Annotated in this window: 20 protein-coding genes; 10 read left to right on the top strand and 10 right to left on the bottom strand. The window is 44.2% G+C overall.

Annotated elements, in window-relative coordinates; all coding sequences use genetic code 11:
- Positions 1-19: 19 nt before the first annotated feature.
- Together HBAL_RS16240 and HBAL_RS02865 are read right to left on the bottom strand one after the other, a co-directional pair.
- Positions 20-2,230, bottom strand: a complete 2,211-nt coding sequence (locus tag HBAL_RS16240; protein ID WP_015826423.1) for a putative bifunctional diguanylate cyclase/phosphodiesterase — start codon at positions 2,228-2,230, stop codon at positions 20-22.
- 337 nt (positions 2,231-2,567) lie between these two features.
- Positions 2,568-3,782: a TIGR03862 family flavoprotein gene (locus HBAL_RS02865; protein WP_015826424.1), complete on the bottom strand. Its 1,215-nt coding sequence runs from the start codon at positions 3,780-3,782 to the stop codon at positions 2,568-2,570.
- Between the two features lie 197 nt (positions 3,783-3,979).
- On the opposite strand from HBAL_RS02865, the gene HBAL_RS02870 reads away from it, so the two are divergent.
- Positions 3,980-5,509, top strand: a complete 1,530-nt coding sequence (locus tag HBAL_RS02870) for an alpha-N-arabinofuranosidase (protein WP_015826425.1) — start codon at positions 3,980-3,982, stop codon at positions 5,507-5,509.
- A gap of 77 nt (positions 5,510-5,586) precedes the next feature.
- Here HBAL_RS02870 and HBAL_RS02875 read toward each other — a convergent pair whose 3' ends face one another.
- Positions 5,587-5,922: a 5-carboxymethyl-2-hydroxymuconate Delta-isomerase gene (locus HBAL_RS02875; protein WP_015826426.1), complete on the bottom strand. Its 336-nt coding sequence runs from the start codon at positions 5,920-5,922 to the stop codon at positions 5,587-5,589.
- 183 nt (positions 5,923-6,105) lie between these two features.
- Positions 6,106-7,329, bottom strand: a complete 1,224-nt coding sequence (locus tag HBAL_RS02880) for an NADP-dependent isocitrate dehydrogenase (protein WP_015826427.1) — start codon at positions 7,327-7,329, stop codon at positions 6,106-6,108.
- 249 nt (positions 7,330-7,578) lie between these two features.
- Here HBAL_RS02880 and HBAL_RS02885 point away from each other — a divergent pair, with 249 nt between their 5' ends.
- The 3 genes from HBAL_RS02885 to HBAL_RS02895 all read left to right on the top strand — a co-directional run bounded on the left by HBAL_RS02885 (position 7,579) and on the right by HBAL_RS02895 (position 10,133).
- Positions 7,579-8,580, top strand: coding sequence for a GIN domain-containing protein (locus HBAL_RS02885; protein ID WP_015826428.1), 1,002 nt, complete (start codon positions 7,579-7,581; stop codon positions 8,578-8,580).
- Between the two features lie 70 nt (positions 8,581-8,650).
- Positions 8,651-9,274, top strand: a complete 624-nt coding sequence (locus HBAL_RS02890; RefSeq protein ID WP_015826429.1) for a class I SAM-dependent methyltransferase — start codon at positions 8,651-8,653, stop codon at positions 9,272-9,274.
- A gap of 97 nt (positions 9,275-9,371) precedes the next feature.
- A complete protein-coding gene (locus tag HBAL_RS02895; RefSeq protein ID WP_015826430.1) occupies positions 9,372-10,133 on the top strand; it encodes an RNA methyltransferase in 762 nt (253 codons plus the stop codon).
- Between the two features lie 2 nt (positions 10,134-10,135).
- On the opposite strand, the gene HBAL_RS16245 is transcribed toward HBAL_RS02895, so the two are convergent.
- Positions 10,136-10,591, bottom strand: coding sequence for a methyltransferase family protein (locus HBAL_RS16245; protein WP_015826431.1), 456 nt, complete (start codon positions 10,589-10,591; stop codon positions 10,136-10,138).
- Between the two features lie 99 nt (positions 10,592-10,690).
- Here HBAL_RS16245 and HBAL_RS02905 point away from each other — a divergent pair, with 99 nt between their 5' ends.
- Complete coding sequence (locus HBAL_RS02905) at positions 10,691-12,097, top strand: L-serine ammonia-lyase (protein ID WP_015826432.1); 1,407 nt, start codon at positions 10,691-10,693, stop codon at positions 12,095-12,097.
- On the opposite strand, the gene HBAL_RS02910 is transcribed toward HBAL_RS02905, so the two are convergent.
- On the bottom strand, positions 12,066-12,815 hold the full coding sequence (locus HBAL_RS02910; protein WP_015826433.1) for a helix-turn-helix transcriptional regulator: 750 nt from the start codon (positions 12,813-12,815) through the stop codon (positions 12,066-12,068). The two genes, HBAL_RS02905 and HBAL_RS02910, sit on opposite strands and share 32 nt — an antisense overlap.
- A gap of 114 nt (positions 12,816-12,929) precedes the next feature.
- Between HBAL_RS02910 and HBAL_RS02915 the strand changes: the two genes are divergently transcribed.
- Entirely contained in the window at positions 12,930-13,646 is a 717-nt protein-coding gene (locus HBAL_RS02915; RefSeq protein ID WP_015826434.1) for a glutathione S-transferase family protein, read from the top strand.
- Positions 13,647-13,704: 58 nt separating this feature from the next.
- Here HBAL_RS02915 and HBAL_RS02920 read toward each other — a convergent pair whose 3' ends face one another.
- Entirely contained in the window at positions 13,705-14,373 is a 669-nt protein-coding gene (locus HBAL_RS02920) for a hypothetical protein (protein ID WP_015826435.1), read from the bottom strand.
- Between the two features lie 257 nt (positions 14,374-14,630).
- Here HBAL_RS02920 and rpsD point away from each other — a divergent pair, with 257 nt between their 5' ends.
- Positions 14,631-15,248, top strand: coding sequence for a 30S ribosomal protein S4 (gene rpsD / locus HBAL_RS02925; RefSeq protein WP_015826436.1), 618 nt, complete (start codon positions 14,631-14,633; stop codon positions 15,246-15,248).
- A gap of 102 nt (positions 15,249-15,350) precedes the next feature.
- On the opposite strand, the gene HBAL_RS02930 is transcribed toward rpsD, so the two are convergent.
- Positions 15,351-16,181, bottom strand: a complete 831-nt coding sequence (locus HBAL_RS02930; protein ID WP_015826437.1) for a TylF/MycF/NovP-related O-methyltransferase — start codon at positions 16,179-16,181, stop codon at positions 15,351-15,353.
- A 299-nt stretch (positions 16,182-16,480) separates the two neighbouring features.
- On the opposite strand from HBAL_RS02930, the gene HBAL_RS02935 reads away from it, so the two are divergent.
- Complete coding sequence (locus tag HBAL_RS02935) at positions 16,481-17,311, top strand: PPK2 family polyphosphate kinase (protein ID WP_015826438.1); 831 nt, start codon at positions 16,481-16,483, stop codon at positions 17,309-17,311.
- A 33-nt stretch (positions 17,312-17,344) separates the two neighbouring features.
- On the opposite strand, the gene HBAL_RS02940 is transcribed toward HBAL_RS02935, so the two are convergent.
- A complete protein-coding gene (locus HBAL_RS02940; RefSeq protein WP_015826439.1) occupies positions 17,345-17,929 on the bottom strand; it encodes an NAD(P)H-dependent oxidoreductase in 585 nt (194 codons plus the stop codon).
- A 213-nt stretch (positions 17,930-18,142) separates the two neighbouring features.
- Between HBAL_RS02940 and HBAL_RS02945 the strand changes: the two genes are divergently transcribed.
- Together HBAL_RS02945 and HBAL_RS02950 are read left to right on the top strand one after the other, a co-directional pair.
- Positions 18,143-18,529 (top strand): winged helix-turn-helix transcriptional regulator, encoded by a 387-nt coding sequence (locus tag HBAL_RS02945; protein ID WP_015826440.1) that lies wholly within the window; start codon positions 18,143-18,145, stop codon positions 18,527-18,529.
- 87 nt (positions 18,530-18,616) lie between these two features.
- Positions 18,617-18,979: a hypothetical protein gene (locus HBAL_RS02950; protein ID WP_015826441.1), complete on the top strand. Its 363-nt coding sequence runs from the start codon at positions 18,617-18,619 to the stop codon at positions 18,977-18,979.
- Positions 18,980-19,038: 59 nt separating this feature from the next.
- On the opposite strand, the gene HBAL_RS02955 is transcribed toward HBAL_RS02950, so the two are convergent.
- Positions 19,039-21,444 carry a DUF4332 domain-containing protein gene (locus HBAL_RS02955; RefSeq protein ID WP_015826442.1) on the bottom strand — a complete coding sequence of 802 codons (2,406 nt, stop codon included), beginning with the start codon at positions 21,442-21,444 and terminating at the stop codon, positions 19,039-19,041.
- Positions 21,445-21,640 lie beyond the last annotated feature (196 nt).

A 21,640-nucleotide genomic window follows, 5' to 3' on the forward strand; every position in this document is an offset into this window, starting at 1 on the left:
GTGTTTCACTTGTGTCTAGCTAGGAAACCAATTGCCAATCATTCATAGATGCATTTGTGTTCTGCTTTAGAAATTCATTGGCCTCATCAGTAGGCAGAGGTTTTGAATAATAATATCCTTGAATCAAATGGCATCCTAGGAGCTGAACCAATTCAAGTTGTTTATGTGTTTCTACACCTTCGACGATGCATTTAATTTCCAAATGAGAACATAAATCTACGATTGTCCCCATAATATCTCGGGAAATTTTCTTGGCTTCAAGATCGGAAACAAATGCACGGTCAATTTTGAGGCGGTCGATTGGCATTTTTTGGATATAGCCCAAACTTGAATAGCCTGTTCCAAAATCATCGAGGGCAATTTCAACACCAAGGTCTCTGAACGGACGCAAGACTTCATTTGCACGTTCAAAATTCACCATCATTGTGGTTTCTGTAATTTCAAAAACAAGGCGTTTAGGTGAGAAGCCACTTCTCATGATAATCGCCATGAGTTTTAGAGGTGTTTCAGGAGATGCGAGGTCGGATGCAGACAGGTTGAATGATAGATATGTGTCTGTCGTCCAAGACGAGGCGACTTTGAGGGCCTTTTCCATCAAAATCGTTGTCAATTTACTGATTATACCTAGATTTTCTGCGGCCGGAATAAATTGAGCAGGAGACACAAAACCCAATTGTGGATTATTCCAACGTGCTAAGGCTTCCATTCCAACAGTGCGGCCACTGTGTGTATCTACAATCGGTTGGTAATGAACTTGAAGTTCTTCTTCTAAGTTTGCATCGATTAGACATTGTTCCATTTTTCTTTGGCCCAGAATGGTGCTTTCATGTTCCTTGGAGAATAGAACTGGGTGTCCTTTCGAGTGAAATTTCGAATGGTAAAGTGCATAATCTGCATATTCAAACAAAGTTTCAGTTGTTTTGGCGAATTCGGGGAATTGAGCAAAACCAATTGTTCCACCAATGCTAACTGTTCCAAAGTTTAGAGTGAATGGCTGTTTAAGCAGCATACAGATGCGTTCACCCAGTTTGAACAATTTTTCTTCAGTTTGTGGTGTGTTTAGGATAATTCCAAATTCGTCGCCGCCCAATCTGGCTAGAAATACATCTGCTTGTAACTGATCGGTCAAACGCGCTGAGGCTGCCTCTAGCAATTGATCACCGGCTGCATGCCCATATATATCATTGATAGATTTGAAGCCGTCCAAATCTATCAGGCCAATACTCAAGCTGTCTTCACTTTCTACGTCTGCATTGAGTTTTTGAAAGAAATGGCGTCGATTGGGAAGTGAGGTTAGCGGGTCAACTTTCGCCAATTTTTCGACCTTAACGGCCAATTTTTTATGCCGCATTATCATGCTTACGAGCAGTATCGTTGCGATAATACAAATTCCACCCAGCAACATCAGTATTTTGCTAGTTACGTTGCGATGATTGTCATTGCTTTCGGCCGCTGCTTTTGTGCCTTCAGCTGCTTGGCGGATCAATTGTTTCGTGTAGAGCTCAGTAAGAGCGAATGCATTGTCTGTATTTTTTATAACTGTTTGAACATTTAGTCGATCAACTAACCATTTTTGGAAGTTGTCTTCATAACCATCTAGATGTTGGGTAAGTTCTGATTTTTGATCCTTTGACCAGTTTCGCTGTGCCAAGATTGAACGCATTTTTTGTATACGATCATAAAATTTTTCGACATAAATATCATCTCCTCTCAGCATGTAGTCTTTTTCATGCCGGCGTAAGTACATCAGATGGGAGAGGAGCGTGTCATCCTTTAGGGCAATTAATAGATCTTCTGCTTTATGGGCAGAATTCCTTAGTTTGCCTTCCAAGCCAGAATCTTGATCTAGCCCTATGGATTCGTGTAGCTTGAATTGTTGCTCAACAGCAGCGTGATAGACGTGCAATTGCTTTAATAAAGGGGCTGAATTGTGGACGATATTGTCGGCCCATTTGGAGTCAAGTTCCGTATAGATAGCCTGAATAGTTTCATCAAAAACCGATTGCAAATGCAATTCTCTGGATAAAAGAAACTCTTTTTCGATTTTGTGCAAAACGGTTACTTTTGCTTCTATCGAGAGACTTGATGAAACAAGTGAGTTGTGAAAGCGCTCACTGCCCAAAGTCCGATTTGTTTGGGTGGAATAATATACATAGCAAATAATACTGAATATCAACATTACAGCTATCGTTGCTGCTATTTGATACTCACTTTTATTCATCATTTTCATGGAAATATCCACTATTCTTGTTTGGGCAATGCTGAACAGATAATGCGTTTTTATTAATATTTCGCTTTTTTGACGCTGTGGATTGCAGGTTTATTATATGATTTGAAAAGAATTTTTGGGTTATTGAGCAAATTGTAAATTATTGATTCAGTATCATTTCATTCAAGTAAAAAGAGAGTTAATCTCGTGCCGACTTAAATAAGTATTTGTATAAGTATATTGCACAAAATTATTTAGATAGAATCTATATGTCGTATAAAAAAGAGGCGGCTTGTTGTGGAATTAGTCATAAATTCGCCTAGCAAGCATCTGACTATTTCTGTGCAGTTTGGATGCGCTATTGCTCAAGTATACGTGCCGCAGCACCTAGTCCCGCTATTCTGCCTGTCGCTAAACAAGCAGTTATGAGATAGCCGCCGGTCGGAGCATCCCAATCAATCATTTCCCCGGCACAATAATTACCGGGGTAATCTTTGAGCATGAGGTTTTCATCCAGTGCCTCCCAATCTACTCCGCCAGTTGTCGAAATAGCTTCATCCAAATTCGCTGTTCCAGTGATGGTGAGTGGAAGGGATTTGATCCGCCAAGCTAATTTTTCCATGTCTTGCAAGACGGCTTTGTCTATTTCCTCATATAGGAGCGCGAGTTTGACACCGGATAATTTTACGGTCTTGCGAAGGTAATTAGAGAGCGATTGTTTTCCGCGTGGGCGAGAAAGTTTATTTAGGATATCCTGCTCTGACATGTGGGGTAAGAGATCTATAATCAGCTTAGCAGATCCATAGGCTTTTATTTGTTCCCGTATTTTGGCCGAGAGCGTGTAGATGGCTCCGCTCTCCACGCCTTTTTCGGTGACGACAAACTCACCTGATATTAGGTCTTGGCCAAGGCCGACACGAATTGATTTGACCGGTGCACCAGCAAAATCTTGTTTGATTTTATCAGACCAGTTGATGAGAAAGCCGCTATTGGATGGTTCAAATGGTATGGTTTCAAGCGATTGTTTGTTGAAAATGTCGGCCCATTTACCATCAGACCCTAAGCGTTTCCAGCTGCCGCCGCCCATGGCGAAGATGGTGGCTGTTGGGCTGGAAGTGCGTATGCCTTCTGGGGTGTCGAATATTAGTCCACCTAAATCATTCCAGCCTTGCCAGCGGTGTTTTGTGTGCAGGACAGCGCCGCGTTCGCCCAAACGCATGAGCCATGCGCGTAGCAAAGGAGATGACTTCATCATGACAGGGAAAATGCGTCCCGTGGAGCCTGTGTGTGCTTCTATCCCTAAATCAGCCATCCACTTTATAATATCTTGAGAACCAAATTGAGAGACCATTTCAATCAATCGCTGGTTATCTCCATAGCGATTGAGAAAAATATCTGTGGGTTCTGAATGGGTGATGTTGAGCCCGCTTTTGCCTGCCATAAGGAATTTACGGCCCACACTTGGCATAGCGTCATAGATATCAACGCCAATGCCTTTGTCCGTCAGTATTTCAGCTGCCATTAAACCGGCTGGGCCAGCACCAATAATTGCAACGCGGTTTGATTCTGACATTCTTATACAGCCCGTTTAAAAAAGAGACTGCAAGCTGTGCCATTGTGAGAGAAGAAGATCAACACATCATCTGCTTGCCAGTAATGTGAAATAGAAGACTTAAAAGTTGTTGGTTTGATATAATGTTAACGATATCATTTTGGATTGGAAGATGTTATTCAAAAGAATAATAAACAAAATGGGAGAGGAAATTGGACATGAAATCTATGTTGTTTTCAGCAATAATGGCTGTCTCTTTGCCAGTTGCGGCAGCTCAAACAAAAATTGACATTCACACGGACAAACCAATCGGCACGATTCAGCCTGAAATTTATGGGCAGTTTCTCGAACATGTTGGCACACAGGTTTATGACGGAATATGGGTGGGCCATGAGAGCGATATTCCAAATACGGATGGTATTCGCAATGATGTGTTTGAGGCCTTATCTGTGTTGGATATTCCCGTTATTCGCTGGCCGGGCGGGTGTTATGCAGACCTTTATCACTGGAAAGACGGAATAGGTGCGCAGAGCGAACGTAAAAAGCGCGTCAATATGGCTTGGGGCGGGACAGCTGAACCCAATGGTTTTGGGACGCACGAATTTTTTAATTTCGCTGAAAAACTAGGTGCTAAAACATATCTCAATGTAAATCTTGCATCGGGTACAGTGAATGAAGCCTCTGACTGGTTGGAATATATAACGTTTGATGGCGAGTCAGATTTAGCTAATCTGCGCCGGACAAATGGACGGGACAAGCCGTGGACGATTGATTATTTATCAATTGGGAATGAGACTTGGGGGTGTGGTGGTCATATGCGAGCTACTGCATATGCTGATCAATATGCGCAATGGGCGACTATCTTGAAAACAGGTGGTGAGCAGCCAACGCGTATTATCTCTGGGTCGCATCAGGATAATATCGACTATTCAGCCGAAATTTTGACGCATCCGAATATGTCGGATCTCTCAGAAGGAATTTCATTGCATTATTACACCTTACCAACGGATGATTGGGACGATAAGGGCGCAGCATTGGGATTTTCGGAGTTGGAATGGGCGTCAACCATTAAGAATACTCTGAAAATGGAAGCAGCGGTTTCCGACTTTTTGAAGGTGCTGGATGCTAGTCAAGTCGATGGCGATTTTGGATTGTATGTCGATGAGTGGGGCATGTGGGTTAATACTGAAGATGGAGACCCTTCACTTCACCAGCAAAACACCATTCGTGATGGTGTGGTTGCGGCCCTCAATCTGAATTTATTCCATGATCATGCAGACCGAATTGCAATGACGAATATTGCTCAGATGGTCAATGTTTTGCAGGCCATGATTTTGACCGACGGTCCTGAGATGGTGCTGACACCTACATATTATGTTTACAAAATGTATCGTCCTTTTCAGGGAGCGGAATCGTATGCCGTTTCAATGAATAGCCCTATATATGAGAAAGAAGGCATTGCATTTGACGCGCTTTCTGTATCTGCGGCGCACAATGAAAATGGAGATATAGTTATTGCATTAGTGAATGCAGACCCGAGCACATCGCATGATATTGAAATTCCAGTTGTCGGGGATGTGACTATTACAGGGCAACAATTATATGGAGCTGAACTTGATGCGCATAATAGTTTTGAGGAGCCAGACGCTATTCAGCCAAAGAGTTTAAAGTTGAAAGCGAAAGGTGGAGATGTGGATTTAACTTTACCAGCACGCTCTGTCACCGTGTTAACATTAGAAAAGCACTAAACAGTAAATATATATTTGAACGTACATCCCCATTATTTTAATGGGGATGTGCATTTATAAATTGAGAGGAATGGAGCTTAGAGAAGCTTTATTGCGTAACCTGGTCCTAGATCATAAACATCGGCGCTGACGGCAACATTGGTTAGTCCCAAATTGCAAAGCTCGGTGACGATGGAATCTGACAAATGTTTCTTTTGTTCATCAGTGCGCCCCGGCATAAAACGAATGGTGACGTGAATAACGTCTCGATCATCACGTAAAATTTGATGCGCGATTGGAGCGGCGCGTGTCTTAAGTTTTGAGCTGTCAAAAATCTCTGAATTGATCGCGCCTTGATGAGCCGCTTGTACGATTTTTTCAGCAGAAATTTTTGTTGTTAGTCTGGAAGAGTATTCAACGATACAATCTGGCATTGGGGAGACCTTTTCTTCACATGCTTTGATCTTGTCATACCAAAAGCGATCAAAGGTGCAAGCTATTGGTTTTGTAGGTGGTAAGCCAAAATATTATTTTGAAATTGTTCTATTCTATTTGGACATAAAAAACGGCGGCCCCAAGCAGAGCCGCCGTTTCTATATATTTAAGGATCTAAAAGCTTACTTTGCTTTTGCCATTGCGTCTTGGAAGTTCGTTGCGACTTTGTCGATAAAGCCTTCAGTTGTCAGCCATGACTGGTCAGCACCAACAAGTAGCGCCAAGTCTTTTGTCATGTGACCAGATTCAACAGTTGAGATAACTGTGTCTTCTAGAAGTTGAGCAAAGTCCATAACAGCTTGGTTGCCATCCATACGTCCACGGTGGCCAAGACCACGTGTCCACGCAAAGATAGAAGCGATTGAGTTAGTTGATGTTGCTTCGCCGCGCTGGTGAGCACGGTAGTGACGTGTCACTGTCCCGTGAGCAGCTTCAGCTTCAACAGTGTTACCATCTGGAGTCATCAAAACAGATGTCATCAGACCAAGTGAACCATACCCTTGAGCAACTGTGTCTGACTGAACGTCACCATCATAGTTTTTACATGCCCAAACATATCCACCAGACCATTTCATGGCTGCAGCAACCATGTCATCAATCAAGCGGTGCTCATATGTGCCACCAAATTCTGCGAATTTGTCAGCAAATTCGTTGTCGAATACTTCTTGGAAAATGTCTTTAAAACGACCATCATATTTTTTCATGATTGTGTTTTTAGTGGACAAGTAAACAGGCCATTTGCGTTGTAGACCATAGTTCATAGAGGCGCGCGCGAAGTCACGGATTGAATCGTCAAGGTTGTACATACCCATTGCGATACCGGCTTCAGGGAAGTCGTAGATTTCTTTTTCGATTGTTTCGCTACCATCGGAAGCTTCCCACTTCATAGTCAGTTTACCTTTACCAGGGACTAGGAAGTCAGTTGCGCGGTATTGGTCACCAAAAGCGTGACGACCGATAACAACAGGTTTTGTCCAGCCAGGAACCAAACGCGGTACGTTTGAAATTACGATAGGCTCACGGAACACAACACCACCAAGAATGTTACGGATAGTTCCGTTTGGAGAGCGCCACATTTGCTTTAGGCCAAATTCTTCAACACGGCCTTCATCTGGAGTGATTGTCGCACATTTAACCGCAACACCATATTTTTTTGTCGCTTCAGCAGCATCAATAGTGATCTGGTCGTCTGTCTCGTCACGTTTTTCAACGGACAGGTCGAAATATTTAAGGTCAATGTCGAGGTAGGGAAGGATAAGACGTTCTTTGATCATCGCCCAGATGATGCGAGTCATCTCATCACCATCCATCTCAACGATTGGGTTATCTACCTTAATCACGGCCATGCTTTTATCCTTCTATCTATCTATATGGAGAGATGGGTAATCTCTCCAACTGGCATAATTTGCGTTTTGCTATAGCAGAGGGATCACACCCGTCAAAGGAGAAGTGCTAAACTTGTTGAAAAGTGAGACTATTGGCCAAGAGATTGATCGTTAGATTCGACAAGAATCACCCACCATGCGTTGACATTTATCGAAAAACGATAAATATAGGATTGGTACACTAAATCTTATATTGTCGGAGAATGCGTCATGTCTCGCAAAATTGCACCTCTTTTTTTCTCAACAGCGTGTCTTGCTTTTGTTGCAGCATGTTCTGCAGGCGCGGAAGCACCGGAAATGTCGGGTATTGAATCCCATCAGTCAGCGGGTTTAGTTCAGGTTGAAGACTTTACTGGTATTCTAATCGTAAAGACCGGCAAGGATATGAAATTTGACGCAAAGCTGACGGAAGGTGCTTTGGTGAAATCAGGCAAAATTGATATCCCGCAAATGACAGTCAGTGCTGAGGGTATTCATATTGTCGGTGACGATGATGTTAAAATCAATCAATGTAAATCTAATGATGGAAAGTATCGGCTGAAGCTGAAGGGAGATAAATTACGTCCCTTAGAGGATTATCCACGTCTAGAAATTTCTATGCCTTCCAGCGCAAGTCTCGATCTCGCGCTCAACAGTGGATATGTAAAAGTAGATGATATCCTTGCCACGAAAATAGTTATTCAAGGCTGTGGGGATGCCTTCCTGAAAAACGTTTCGAACAATTTCGTCGGTGATATCCGTGGCAGCGGAGACATAAGTGTCGGCAATGTTGGGGAGATGTCCGTCGATATTAAAGGCTCCGGCGATGTGAATGTTGGTTCTGTTGCCGGCAAGGCGATGACAGACATTAAAGGATCTGGTGATGTTGTTATCGGCAACGTCTCAGGAGAATTTTATGCGTCCATAAAAGGTTCAGGTGATGTGTCTGCCAAAAGTGCCAATAAAAAAGCGATCATTGAAGTTCGCGGATCAGGTGATGTGGAAATTGCTGATGGAAAATTTGAAAGTGCCGATGTCAATGTCGCCGGTTCTGGAGATATCCTAATTGATGGTGAGGTTGTTGATCTTAATGTGATGATCAATGGGTCAGGTGATGTGGATGTTCGTTCGCTGACTGGAGAACTTACTGGTGGAATCCGTGGATCAGGTGATTTGAAAGTTAATGGTGAAGACGTCGTTTATAAAAATGGACGTTGGTATCTTCCTCAATAATTACACCTAGTTTCCATTGTCTTTGCGCGTTTAGCGAGTGTGGCAATTCATACAATATATCGAGGCTTTTATGAGTAGTTCTGCAAAATTTTGGGATAAAATGGCTCCGGGATATGCCAAGAAACCTATTGATAATATGGAGTCATATGAAACTACACTCGCTAAGACGCGCTCTTATCTAAATCGTGAGCAGCGGGTCTTGGAAATTGGCTGTGGAACCGGCTCCACTGCTTTGTTGCTCGCGGGTGAAGTTAAGCATTTTACTGCGACAGATATATCTGGCGTCATGATCGAAATCGGTGAGGATAAAGCCAAGGATCAGGGCGTCACGAATATTGATTTTTTAAAAGCTGACGTTTTTGATGAAAGATTGGCACCCCAATCATATGATGTGATCTTAGCTCACAATATAATTCATCTCCTTGAGAATATACCTCAGGTAATAGCGCGGATAAATGAGCTATTAAAGCCGGATGGATTGTTCATTAGCAAGACAGCGTGCCTTGGTGGGCGGATGGATTATATCAAGCCAATTATTGGTTTGATGCGGCTAGTTGGAAAAGCACCTTATGTGAATTTTCTCAAGGTAAGCCATTTAGAAACAATGGTTTTGGATGAAGGCTTTTCTATTGAAGAAAGCGGGTCATTTCCTGAAAAATCGATTAGTCGTTATATTGTCGCAAAAAAGGTGTAGTTTTGTCATAGCCGGTCTGGGTTGAGACGCGGACTTGGAATACTTGAAGTAATTTTAGTCTTGACGAGGGCAGCCTGAAAATGGTTGCCCTTTATTTATGAGCAATCCAATTTCAAACCGACAACCCGCAATCATCCTTGTTTCTCCTCAAATGGGAGAAAATATCGGTGCTACGGCACGAGTCATGGCTAATTTTGGCTTAAAAGATTTGCGCATTATCAATCCGCGCGATGGTTGGCCAAATGATAAAGCTGATACAATGAGCGCTGGAGCTTTTGAATGGGGTGTTGAGGCTAAAGTCTTCGATACACTTGAAGCGGGGCTGGCTGATCTGACATATGTGCTTGCGACGACGGCACGTCCACGTGGTATGGAAAAGCCTGTCTTCAACGCAGAAGAGGGCATTGGTGCTTTAATGTCTCGACCTGATGTTGGCGTTGGGGTGATGTTTGGCGCAGAAAAAGCAGGGCTGCTGAATGAAGACGTGGCGCTTGCAGATGGTATTTTGACCTATCCAGTTGATCGCTCTTTTTCATCTTTGAATTTAGCGCAGGCTGTGGGTGTGTTTGCTCATTCTTGGGCAGCCCGTACGCTTGAAGGTGAAGCTAAGAAAGAGTTTGCCGGTGTGGGTGATAGTGCGGACCGCGAGCAATTAGTGCGCATGTTTGAGCATTTTGAAGATGAGTTAGACCGTGCTGGTTTTTTCTTTCCGGCAGAAAAACGGCCTGTGATGACGCAAAACCTACGCAATGCATTTATTCGGGCTCAATGGACAAACCAAGAAGTGCAGACTTTTAGAGGCGCTGTTAAAGCGCTAGCATTAGGGCGCGGGAAAGCGCGGATTGATCGCAAGGACTGATTTTATAGCCAGCGTCTTACGCGGGTTTTGTAGGTCTCAAACTCTGGGCCGAAAATGCGTGCTGCGTCGCGTTCTTCGTGTGGAATATACCAATAATTGGCGAGCAAAAAGAGCATTAGGACAGGTAGGAAAGCGCTAAGCTGATTGAAATAAAATGCAGCGCTCAGGCTGATGAGCACAAAACCAAGATAAATCGGATTGCGGCTAATACCAAAAACGTTGGTGGTGATGAGCTTGTTGGGTTCTTGAAATGGCTTGATATTGGTTCGAAGTTGTCGAAATTTTAGGGTCGCTGACACTAAGATTATAACACCAATAATTAGAGTGGCTATTGAACCTGACAAGCGGATATTTTCGGCCATGAGTGCAGGCATTGGAAAATAGGTCGTGATCATTTGCATGAGAGCGATACTCACCAAGCAATGCAAAATGGGTAATTTTAGAAATTTTATAAGCATGATTAGGCGTATTCCTATTCATGTGACAGCAGAAACGTGCTTGTTTCTTTGGGTTGGTTTGATGAATAATGCGTAATTAGCCGGTGGAACAATTAATTTATGCTCAGCGTTTTTGACATTTTCAAAATTGGTATAGGTCCATCTTCTTCTCATACAGTTGGGCCTATGCGCATTACCAGTCGAGTCATTCAAGAGGTGCATGATTTAGGGCTGATAGACAAGGTGTCTCGCTGCGTAATCGAGTTGCAAGGGTCGTTGGCGTTAACCGGTGTTGGGCATGGCTCTGATAAAGCAGCTATACTAGGCTTAATGGGGGCTGAGCCTGATGCTGTCGATCCAGATTGGGCGGAGGCTGCATTTATTGATGTTAAGAAGACAAACCGCCTGACATTGCCTAATGGCAAGAGTATTAAATTCATACCAAAACGCGATGTTGATATGCGCGGCGATATTGTGCCATTGCTTCACCCAAATGGCATGAAAGTGACTATTCTTAATGCCTTGGGTGAGTACTTATTGGTGCGAACTTTTTATTCAGTCGGCGGCGGTTTTATCGCGAGCGAAGCTCAGCTGAATGCGCCTGCAAAAGATGATTTGATATTGGGAACAGGTCAGGGGGAATTCTCTTTTCATTCGGGTGCAGAGCTGGTGGGGAAATGTAACCAGCACGGTAAATCAATCGCGCAATTACTTCTTGCTAATGAAGATGAGCAGCGTAGCCGCGAAGAGACTGATCAAAAATTATGTGACATCTGGAAAGCTATGGATGGCTGTATAGAGAGAGGATTGACGCAAGAAGGTGTTTTGCCCGGCGGGCTGAAAGTACAGCGCCGTGCAGCAAAATTGTATCGAAGCTTACGTGAAAATCCCGGGGCCAATGAGCGCGAACTTTTGTTTGATTGGCTCAATGTGTTTGCCATGGCTGTGAATGAAGAAAATGCAGCGGGTGGGCGCGTTGTGACATCTCCAACAAATGGGGCCGCAGGGATTATTCCGGCTGTGATCAAACATTATTGTGCTGAAGAAGGTTGGGAAGAAGCCGATTGCTATTCTGAGGGCCGTATTGGGAAGTTTCTACTAACGGCGGCAGCGATTGGTATTCTTTATAAACAGCGTGCGTCTATCTCTGGTGCGGAGATGGGGTGTCAGGGCGAAGTTGGGGTGGCGTGTTCCATGGCTGCTGCTGGCTTAGCGGCGGTATGGGGTGCAAGTGCGCAACAAGTTTGTGCCGCTGCAGAGATTGGTATGGAGCACAATCTAGGTTTGACATGCGATCCTGTTGGCGGGCTGGTGCAGATACCCTGTATTGAACGCAATGCGATGGGGGCTGTGAAAGCTGCGAATGCAGCACGCCTTGCATTGCGGGCTGTTGATGCGCCTAAAGTGACGTTGGATCAGGTGATTGAAACCATGCGTCAGACGGGGCTAGATATGTCATCTAAATATAAAGAGACCAGCCAAGGTGGGTTGGCGGTTACTGTGCCCGTGAATGTCGTTGAGTGCTAACGTCTATAGGCGGGTTTGCATATTCGCATTCTTCACGGCGGGCCTTTTGGAGGTCTCTCCATTTTTTACGAAGAACTGGTACGCGTTCAGAAAATTTCTCGTCTGATTTTTCTAGAGAATTGACACGGTCTGTACGGAAGGTACGAAAATCATTGCGTTTTTCACACCATGCGCAGATGAAACGTGCCGTTTCTGAATAGGCGACAAGGAATGGCCAAATGGTTCTGACGACTGTTTCATTCTTCTCATTGGTGTAATTCATATCGAGTTTGCGCTGCTCGCGAATGGCTTGACGGATCAAGGCAACATCACAAGAATCTTCTTTCAAATGAACAAATTGCACAGGTTCAACAGCGCTATCAAGAACAACGGGTTTTAGCCTGTCTGGCATTGCGAGGCGGATTTTTGCGAGTAGATCTTCGGCGCCGCGCTTTAGGTCTGGATCAGAGCGCATGGCAACCCACCTTGCGCCTAAAACAGCTGCTTCTAACTCATCAACAGTTAGCATTAGAGGAGGCATATCGTATTCGCCCGATAGGACATAACCAATACCGGCTTCGCCTTCTACGGGGACGTTTTGTGCCTGTAATTCTACGATATCTCGATAGATTGTACGCAGGGATGTTCCCAATTCTTCGGCGATTTCCTTGCCGCGTACAGGATGACGGTGGCGTCGCAATATCTGGATGATTTGGAAGAGGCGTTCTGTGCGGCGCATATTAAATCCTAATGACAGACTGCTGACATATAAGTGTCATTAGGTGTGCTTATTTGTGGAGATGTTCAAGAGTTATTGTGCATTTAGTGTCGAATTGGTGAAGGGAAAATGTTTATGACGGTGTTATTTGGTTGGGGCCCAATGTGGGAATGTAGTTCAGTCAGTCCCTATGTGATGAAGAGTATGATTCACTTGGAGATGTTGGAAGTGGATTATTCTGTTCAGATTGCAGATCTTGAGGAAGCGCCATTTAAGAAAGCGCCTTATGTCAAAGATGAGGGAAAACTGATTGGGGATTCAGTTCTCATTCGGCGTCATTTTGAAGCAAAACTAAATAAAGATCTTGATGCAGTTTTATCCCAAAAAGAAAAAGCGCAGGCATGGGCAATTGAGCGAATGGTTGAAGCGGATATGGGGTTGATGCTTCTGCACGAACGTTGGCTGAAAGAAGAGAATTTCAATAAAGGGCCAATGCACTTTTTTGATGGTGTGCCTGAGGCGGTGCGTTCGAGTGTGATTGAAGGAAGTCTCAATACACTACGTCAACGAGCAGATGAACAAGGACTATCCAGATTTGAAGAGACTGACAGGTTGTATCTGTTTGATAAGGTTGTGAGTGCTTTGTCCAACCAGCTTGGCGATTCAACTTATATGTTTGGAGAGAATGCAACAGGTGTGGATGCGTGTGTGGCTGCCTTTGTTCAAGGGTGTTCTACGCCGTTTTTTGAAACACCAATGATCGATATTATGCACAAATATTCAAACCTTCAGGAGCATTCCAAGCGCGTTGATGCGCGCTTTGTACAAACAGAAAAATGGGCTGCTGCTTGATTTAACTTGGGGAGGACGGCAGGCGGCTCAGGTGGGGGAGCCGCCCTTGCATTTTATTCTAACTAAAGGGACGAAGGGTACATGTCCCTGCTGCAAAATCAGCAATTTGTTTTTCGCTAGCTTTTGTGACTTTGGCATTGAATTCGCGGAGTTTGACCAAATCATATCTCAGCGTGAGTGGTTGCCAGTGATCATCGCCAGAAAAAGCGTAATCGATATAGTCTTCTTTTTCCAAGATATTGCGTTGGGCATCTTGCAGCATCAAATCGCAATGATTGGTGTAGTCACCCTCAATTTTTTGATCTTTGTGAAGAATGAAATTCTCCGTCTCGATCGTGCAGTTTTTATGATACCATGTACCGGCTGAGATGCGCGGCAATGTCATGGTCATTTTTAATTCATTCCACTTACCAGCCGTTAGAATGGCTCCATCCTGAAGGCTGTTTTTTAGCTCAAGCTGAATATTGGCATCAACGGGGCCTGAAGGTGTTTTGATGGACTTTGTTTCAAGGGGAAGAATTTCAGGGGTTCCGGTAATTGTTATCGTCTGACGGCGTAGCTCACTACCGGGGTAGAATTCACCGATATAAAGGGAAGCTGAGTAGGCTCCATCGGTGATCTGGCTTTCGCATATGTTTGCTTGCGCAAAAGCTGTATTTGGCAGAGCAATAGCGAGGGTTGAAGCCAGCAAGCATGTTTTAAGTTTCGTCGAAATTTGATGTGTCATGATTGCCTCTACGCTTACTGTTTTGCGATGTTTAACATAAAATAGTCTTGGTTGAAGTCAGAAGTGAGGCGATAAAGAGCAAATGAAGCCATTGTTTCGTAGCGTTTCAATTGCGCAATATTGACTCTGGATGATTTTACCTGTTTATAGCGCGCTCCCGACTTTTAGTTTGGGTATCACGGGTGATGTGTCGCCGCCGTTGCAATCGCGTATTTCAAGAGGAAATGCGCCGGCCCACGTCTAAATTGAGGTATACTATGTCACGTCGTAGTTCTGCGAAGTACAAACTCGATCGCCGCGTAGGCGAAAACGTATGGGGTCGCGCTAAGTCCCCAATCAACAAACGTCAATCACGTCCAGGTCAGCACGGTGCAGCTCGTAAGGGTAAGCTTTCTGACTTTGGTCTTCAATTGATGGCTAAGCAAAAGCTTAAAGGTCACTATGGTGACGTGACTGAGAAACAGTTCCGTCGTACATATGATGAAGCTGCTCGCCGTAAAGGTAACACAGCTGAGAACTTGATCGGTCTTCTTGAGTCCCGTTTGGATGCTCTTGTTTACCGCGCTAAATTTGTTCCAACAATCTTTGCTGCACGTCAGTTCGTAAACCACGGTCACGTGACTGTGAACGGCGTAAAAGCAAACGTTCCTTCATACCGCTTGCGTCCAGGCGACGTTGTTCAGGTTAAAGACAAATCCCGTTCTATGGCTCTTGTGCTTGAAGCACTTGGTTCAGCTGAGCGTGACATTCCTGATTACATCGAAGTTGAGCCAAAAGCGATGACAGCAACATTCGTACGTTTGCCTGAATTGGCTGATGTGCCATATGCATGTCGTATGGAACCAAACTTGGTTGTTGAGTACTACTCATCTTAGATCTTTAGTTTTCAGCGGCGTTTATGTCAGTTTGATTTTAAATGCTGTTGGATACGCACAAAACGAAAAACCACAGTCACACCGACTGTGGTTTTTTTTTTGCTATTGCTGTGCGCGTTTCATGAGGAAAATACGAGCTTGATCAAGATATGTTGGGCGAGGGGACGCTGTGAATTCAGGATGTTTATCTATGAATTCTTCAAAAGCTTCTTTTTGACCAATTTCATTGATGTCAGAGCGCCAGCCCCAATCATCAAAGATCAATACAGAGGTTTCAGCTAAAAGCGGTTCGATAAAGTTTAGAACTTCACACGTTGCTGAGTAGATATCACAATCTATCATAACAATACTGGCTTTATTCATGCCATATTTTTGTATCGTATCGTCATTGCAGGTTTCGTTGAACCAGCCTTTTACAAGATGCACGTTGGATAGATCGACGCCCTGCTTTTCTAAATAAGATTTTGTGGCACCTTCTGTTGAAGCAAAAGCGCCCTTGTCCCAACCTTCTTCTTCAGAACCAGCAGGCATGCCTTTAAATGAATCAAAGCCAATGCTGCGAATATGTCCTAGATTTGCTTTTTTTAGAGAATGGCGCATGGTTGCGAGAGAGGTTCCTCGACTAACGCCGAATTCTAGATGATCACCAAATTTATGGCCATTTTGTTGAAGTTCGTCGATAATTTGATTGCAAATTCGTGCGTATTTTTGCTCAGGAATAAGTGGTTTCCACTTCGCTAAACCATATGCCATAGCAACACGCTTTAGCTTTAGTTTAGTTTTCCATTTTGCTTCGTTCAGCTCATAACGTGCTTTTTTTAGCGGCGATAATATACCAAGATGAGAGAGTGTAGATTTAAGTGCGTGTATCATAGTGAAAACTTCATCCATATCGGGGTTTGGATTTAAGTGACTGATATCCGACTGTTTCATTACCCAGTTTTACTATCTTAGATTGTTTTATTGTCCTTAAATTTTGCTGGGATACATCGAAATACCCTTAAAACTTATATTATTTTATGGTTAATGTCATCCCGAACGTGACAAAAATGAAAGATTGCTACTTGTGGGTGACCATAATTGGCCAATAAATTTAATCTGTTCAAACCCTTGGTCAGCTAAGAAAAATTATGCTCTTATAAAAATCCCGCAGATTTCTATGGGAATATTGTTGTTTTGAGGTCTATTTGTCGTGGACCTGCGTGTTATGGATATTGAATAAAGGTAAGTGCATGTTTGATCGTCCAAATATAGAGGAAATTCGGAAGGCGACACTGGCCAAGCCGGGCAAGAAAATTTCATTGGACGAGTACACAACTGATGGAACTGAATTATTCCCAGATAAAGATGAAGCTAAACGATCCCTGAAAGACGATGCACTGGCGATTGATGAATTGCAGGACCGTCTCTACGCTGAGAAAACACAGGGCATGCTGCTTATTTTGCAGGGCATAGATACATCTGGCAAAGATGGCACAACAAAAGCTGTGTTCTCTCAAACATCACCTTTAGGCTTGCGCGTTCATGCTTTTGGTAAGCCTTCTTCAAATGAATTGGCCCGTGATTATCTTTGGCGCATTCATAATTTTATACCGCGTCTGGGTGAAATTGCTGTGTTTAATCGCTCTCACTATGAGGATGTTTTGATTGGGCGCGTGCGAGGGCTAGCACCCATGTCTCAGATTGAGCAGCGCTATGAGCAGATCAATAATTTTGAAAAGCATCTGACGCAAAACAATATCAAGATTGTAAAAGTGATGCTGCACATCTCACGGCGTACGCAGGGGGAGCGATTACTTGAACGTCTTGAGAACCCCAATAAGCGTTGGAAGTTTAATCCGGGTGATTTAGAAGACCGCAAATTATGGGATGAGTATCAAGAAGCATATGAAATTGCGGTCAATGAATGCTCGACTGATGAGGTGCCTTGGTTTGTGGTGCCAAGCGATAGCCGCGTGCGTCGTAAAGCGATTGTCGCGCGTCTTGTGCGTGGGGCTTTGGAAGATATGGACCCGAAAATCCCTGATCCGGGCTATCGACCGGATCAGTTCGTGATTGATTAAACGAGACTTCACATTCTGAAGGCTATGCTTGATTTAGACGAGTGCTTTAAGCATGGAATTTAAGCGATCAAAGTCAGTCTCCAGTTCTGGGTTTTTGATGACATCAAAAGCTGCAAAAGTGGGCTGAGGCTGCATTTTGAAAAACCGTGCTGTTGTATGCATCGGTAGCAATAAATCATCCAGTGAGCGCCCCTCTAAGAGATATTCATTGGGATCATCAAAGGCTTCTGCTGGGGCGTTGAGGGTGACTGATAGCATGTATTTTGTATCAGAGCGTGTTCCGCCGCTTCCGTAATTGTGCTTGGGAGCGCGTGAGCTGCGGCCATCATTATCACAAAGAGGGCCGTTGGTGCCGGCGGTGTAGACATCATCAATGTATTTTTTCATGCGCCAAGGTGGTCCCATCCAATAGATTGGAAATTGGTAGAATATGAAGTCTGCCTGCACGTGTTTTTCTAGTTCTTCTTCAATATCAAATGCTTTGGCCGTTTCTGTGATGGAGACTTCTGCGCCTCTGGAAGAAAAGAAATTAGAAACTTGTGACACAAGAGAAGCATTTAGCTCTCCCGGCGCAAAGGAGTATGGCTCATGCCCGTTGATGATTAAAACGTTTTTCATTGAGATACCTGTTTGGAATTTTATGTAATTGGATCTTGAATGCTTTTATTGCGCGATAAATGCATTGCTGAATTGCCTCTTTAGGTATACTTTTTCAACTAGTTTACTTTTAGTAACTGGTTGTGAAATTTATGTATAGATTTGATTTTGTTATGAAAAATAATTTATTTTTTAAATTCAGCATACAGGTTTGATGTGAAAGAGGCGTGAAGAATGGCAGAACGCAAGAAAGCAAAAGAGCCTCGCAAAATAATAAGCGAGCCATGTTCGGTTGAATTGAGCATGCGGATTCTGGGCGGAAAGTGGACTGGTTCGATCCTTTATCATCTCAAAGACGAGCCGGTGAGATTTAACGACCTATCGCGCGGGCTTGTTGGAGCGAGTAAAAAAATCCTGACAGAAAGATTAAGACACTTGGAGAGCCATCAATTGATTGAGCGGCGCATTTTACCGACATCTCCTATTGGAGTTGAGTATGCCATCACACCGATTGGACAGGCGGCTATCGAGGGATTGGAAGTATTGAAAACATGGTCTGAAAATTTACCCGAACCGATTAAAACCATGTGCCGAGATAATCTGATCGGTCATCAAAATTGATCCTTGCGATAATTATCAGAAGTTTTACTTGACGTTTTTATTGAAAAACGATATTGAAAATTATTGTTTTTCAATAAGGAACAGATTATGCAGTTGATAAAAATCGCGGCAATTTTGCCATTGGCTTTCGTTGCGACGGGATGCATTAATGTGCAGGCAAATGGCCATGGAGATTTTGATTTTCATGATGCCCAGTCTCTTTCAGGGGCTGTTGTTCAAGAAAATCAGATCATGATTACAGTTTCATCTAACGGATGTACCGATAAATCCTTTATCGATGCAGACGTTGAGCGCGATGGCAAAAATCATTTCGAGGTCGAGTTTGAACGTATCCGGGAAGACCATTGCCGGGCTTTAATGCGTGAGGGTAAGACGCTGACTTATACATTCCAGGAATTAGGTATTCCTGATGGATCCACAGTGGAAATTGAAAACCAAGTTCGCGGCTAATCTCCAAACCATCCGCTAATTTGTGTTTAAACTTCTCAAGCTGCCTTATGTCGTCGCCTCTATGCAAAGGCGGCTTGAGCTTCTTCTATCCAGTCATAAACTTCTTCATGATCAAGCGCGTTGCCATTTTGAGCAATGCGTGCGCCATCTTTTGTTTTCAAAAACGATACTGCTGATGCAAAGAGATCTCTTGAGGAGCTTTCTGCAAGATCTTCAACGCAGCGAACGCCGGCACCAACAAGAATTTGAGCATCGTGCACGCGCAAGGATGGCATGTCGATCATAAGCAGAGCTTGATCCTGCCAATCAATAAGCGTTGCGGGTGTCATATAACCACCGCCAAGCTTTGCCGATAGGTCTTTTGCTTTGGCTTGAACAAAATCACCAACTGTATGGATGCCGACATTGCGCATGCGTGCAGCTGTTTTCTTGCCGATAGAGGGCGCATCAACGATTGGAGATTCATTGCTTAGTGGTTCACGGCGAGACGTACGCGAAGATGCATATGTATCTTCTTCAGCTGTGTCTTCGTAATCCACTGTTTCAGATGAATCATCTTCATTGAGACCTAGATCGTCATCATCCATTGCATCGATCATGGCGTCATATGTTGTGACGTCCATATCTTCATCTGGGTCATTTTCAACGGGTTCAAACCTTGTGCCTTTCGACACTTGTTTGAGTTGAGCAGCAAAAGCGGATTCTGCTTCATCATATTCTTTAGATTTTGACTCAGAATGCTCGCCTGTTGTTTTGACGCGGTATTTGGGTTTCTCAGGTTGGGGCTCTGTGTTTGTTGATTTTGCCGTTTGTTGCTTGGCCTCAGGAGCAGATGCTTCTGCGGCAGCTGCTGCGCGCTGCTCAGCTTCTCGCTGTTCAGCTTCGCGTTGAGCGGCTGTCTTGTGCGCTGCTGTAAGGAGGGCGGCGGCTTCAGCCGTTTCGTCGCAATCAGTTTGTCCACGGTTTTTGCGTTTGGAATCTTTTTCAGCCTGCTTTGTGGCTTTGGCTTGAGCTGCTGCGCGTTCCTCAGCTTCTTTCTTCGCATTCGCTCCTGCGCGGGCTTGTTTGGCAGCTTCGGCTTTTTCAGTTGCGGCTTTTTCTGCTGATGCCTTTTCTTCGGCTTTGATCCGCGCTTCCTCGTCTGCTTTGGCTTGGAGGGCAGCTACTTTTTCAGCTTTTGCATTGGCAGCTGCTTCAATTTTGGCTTGAGCAGCGGCGGCTTTTTCTGCTTTGGCACGCTCTTTTGCGTCGGCTTTTTCTTGTGCAATGCGCTGCTTTTCAGCCTGTTTTGCTTCTTTAATAGCTAAACGTTCAGCTTTTTTATCAATCTTAGATGATGCGTCTTTGGCTTGAGTGGTGATTGATGTGTCAGCCATCGCAACCGTTGCAGCAGCAGATGCTACAACAGGCGTTGCTTCTTCTATCACTTTGGCTGGCTGTGCTGGGGCTTCAGTTTGTGCGTTATTGTGTGAGATAATAACGGGCGTTGCACCCGCGCGGGCGACGTGTTTTTCACCAATTTTACGCATACGCTGCGCATCAAGCTCTTTAAGGGGAATGCGCAGAACTTGTTGCGCATGCATTTTACGAATTTGCTTGTCATCATCGGGTAGTTTTTTGATGACTTTACCGGTTTTGCGAAGCTCTTCATACATCGCCGTTACAATACGGCGATCATTGGCATCTTCTAGTTTGCTTGTAATCCAGCGGATAGGAATGTCGAGTGTTGCCAAGAAACCGTTGATGGACAAATTCGATTTTGGTGGTGCAACGCCAGCTTCTTCAAAAGCGCGCATATAGATCGCAGCTAGCCCAGATGTGGCGTATGCAACTAGGTCTGAAATGACGTCTAGAAGTGTATCATCAAGCCCATCTTCTGGGACTTTGACGCCAGCATCCACATTGTAGTGATCAAGCAGAGTGTTGTAATGTGGATGAGATTTTTCTGCACCAGCGCGAACCATATCGGATACAAATCCTGGGCCTTCACCTGTTGGTACAACTGGATAGCCTTTGGTTTCTATGCGGCGTGCAATTTCTGGACGGGATTTAGCAATTGACCATTCAACAGCGCGGTGAATGGCACCTTCTTCTTCTGTTTGACCTGTGTGAAAAGGTTGGATTGGGTCGGCGTAGTAATGGCTCATCACGCCCAGAGCATAGGCTGCATCAGACCATTTCTTTGCCTTAAGCGCCATGACAGATTTTGCATACCATTCAAGGGCTGCATCACGTGCGCCGCCCCATTCACCTTCTTCAATATGAAGAACATGATTTTTGAAATCTTTAAATTCGGCGTCAGGCGCTTTAGCGCCTTTTAGGAGGTCGTCATGCATGACAAGCATGAGGTCGTGCCAGCGCTGCGCGTGCTCACCTTTTAAAAGAGTAAGTGCACCAATAGCGATGTGGTGATGCGTTGATCGACAACGATGCGCGCTGATGACGCGAAAGAGGAGCGAGGTCATATCGGCTTCCCTGAGAAATATGTCATGAAGGAACCCGAATATTGCGAAATAGCAAATAATCAGACCTTCTTAATTAACTATTTTTCGCGGGATATGGTTACCAGACAGTAAATGGTCAGGCGAGAATTTCAATTTTAGTGTTAAACGTTGGAATTTCAAAAGCGGCTAAAAGACAGAAATCTTTATTTGAATAGAG

The organism is Hirschia baltica ATCC 49814 (genome assembly GCF_000023785.1).
In the GTDB taxonomy this organism is placed as follows: Bacteria; Pseudomonadota; Alphaproteobacteria; order Caulobacterales; family Hyphomonadaceae; genus Hirschia; species Hirschia baltica.

Bases quoted from the DNA above. Each gene is read 5' to 3' on its own strand.
- HBAL_RS16240 (WP_015826423.1), bottom strand. From the start codon at position 2,230: ATGAAAATGATGAATAAAAGTGAGTATCAAATAGCAGCAACGATAGCT.
- HBAL_RS02865 (WP_015826424.1), bottom strand. From the start codon at position 3,782: ATGTCAGAATCAAACCGCGTTGCAATTATTGGTGCTGGCCCAGCCGGT.
- HBAL_RS02870 (WP_015826425.1), top strand. From the start codon at position 3,980: ATGAAATCTATGTTGTTTTCAGCAATAATGGCTGTCTCTTTGCCAGTT.
- HBAL_RS02875 (WP_015826426.1), bottom strand. From the start codon at position 5,922: ATGCCAGATTGTATCGTTGAATACTCTTCCAGACTAACAACAAAAATT.
- HBAL_RS02880 (WP_015826427.1), bottom strand. From the start codon at position 7,329: ATGGCCGTGATTAAGGTAGATAACCCAATCGTTGAGATGGATGGTGAT.
- HBAL_RS02885 (WP_015826428.1), top strand. From the start codon at position 7,579: ATGTCTCGCAAAATTGCACCTCTTTTTTTCTCAACAGCGTGTCTTGCT.
- HBAL_RS02890 (WP_015826429.1), top strand. From the start codon at position 8,651: ATGAGTAGTTCTGCAAAATTTTGGGATAAAATGGCTCCGGGATATGCC.
- HBAL_RS02895 (WP_015826430.1), top strand. From the start codon at position 9,372: ATGAGCAATCCAATTTCAAACCGACAACCCGCAATCATCCTTGTTTCT.
- HBAL_RS16245 (WP_015826431.1), bottom strand. From the start codon at position 10,591: ATGCTTATAAAATTTCTAAAATTACCCATTTTGCATTGCTTGGTGAGT.
- HBAL_RS02905 (WP_015826432.1), top strand. From the start codon at position 10,691: ATGCTCAGCGTTTTTGACATTTTCAAAATTGGTATAGGTCCATCTTCT.
- HBAL_RS02910 (WP_015826433.1), bottom strand. From the start codon at position 12,815: ATGCGCCGCACAGAACGCCTCTTCCAAATCATCCAGATATTGCGACGC.
- HBAL_RS02915 (WP_015826434.1), top strand. From the start codon at position 12,930: ATGACGGTGTTATTTGGTTGGGGCCCAATGTGGGAATGTAGTTCAGTC.
- HBAL_RS02920 (WP_015826435.1), bottom strand. From the start codon at position 14,373: ATGACACATCAAATTTCGACGAAACTTAAAACATGCTTGCTGGCTTCA.
- rpsD (WP_015826436.1), top strand. From the start codon at position 14,631: ATGTCACGTCGTAGTTCTGCGAAGTACAAACTCGATCGCCGCGTAGGC.
- HBAL_RS02930 (WP_015826437.1), bottom strand. From the start codon at position 16,181: ATGAAACAGTCGGATATCAGTCACTTAAATCCAAACCCCGATATGGAT.
- HBAL_RS02935 (WP_015826438.1), top strand. From the start codon at position 16,481: ATGTTTGATCGTCCAAATATAGAGGAAATTCGGAAGGCGACACTGGCC.
- HBAL_RS02940 (WP_015826439.1), bottom strand. From the start codon at position 17,929: ATGAAAAACGTTTTAATCATCAACGGGCATGAGCCATACTCCTTTGCG.
- HBAL_RS02945 (WP_015826440.1), top strand. From the start codon at position 18,143: ATGGCAGAACGCAAGAAAGCAAAAGAGCCTCGCAAAATAATAAGCGAG.
- HBAL_RS02950 (WP_015826441.1), top strand. From the start codon at position 18,617: ATGCAGTTGATAAAAATCGCGGCAATTTTGCCATTGGCTTTCGTTGCG.
- HBAL_RS02955 (WP_015826442.1), bottom strand. From the start codon at position 21,444: ATGACCTCGCTCCTCTTTCGCGTCATCAGCGCGCATCGTTGTCGATCA.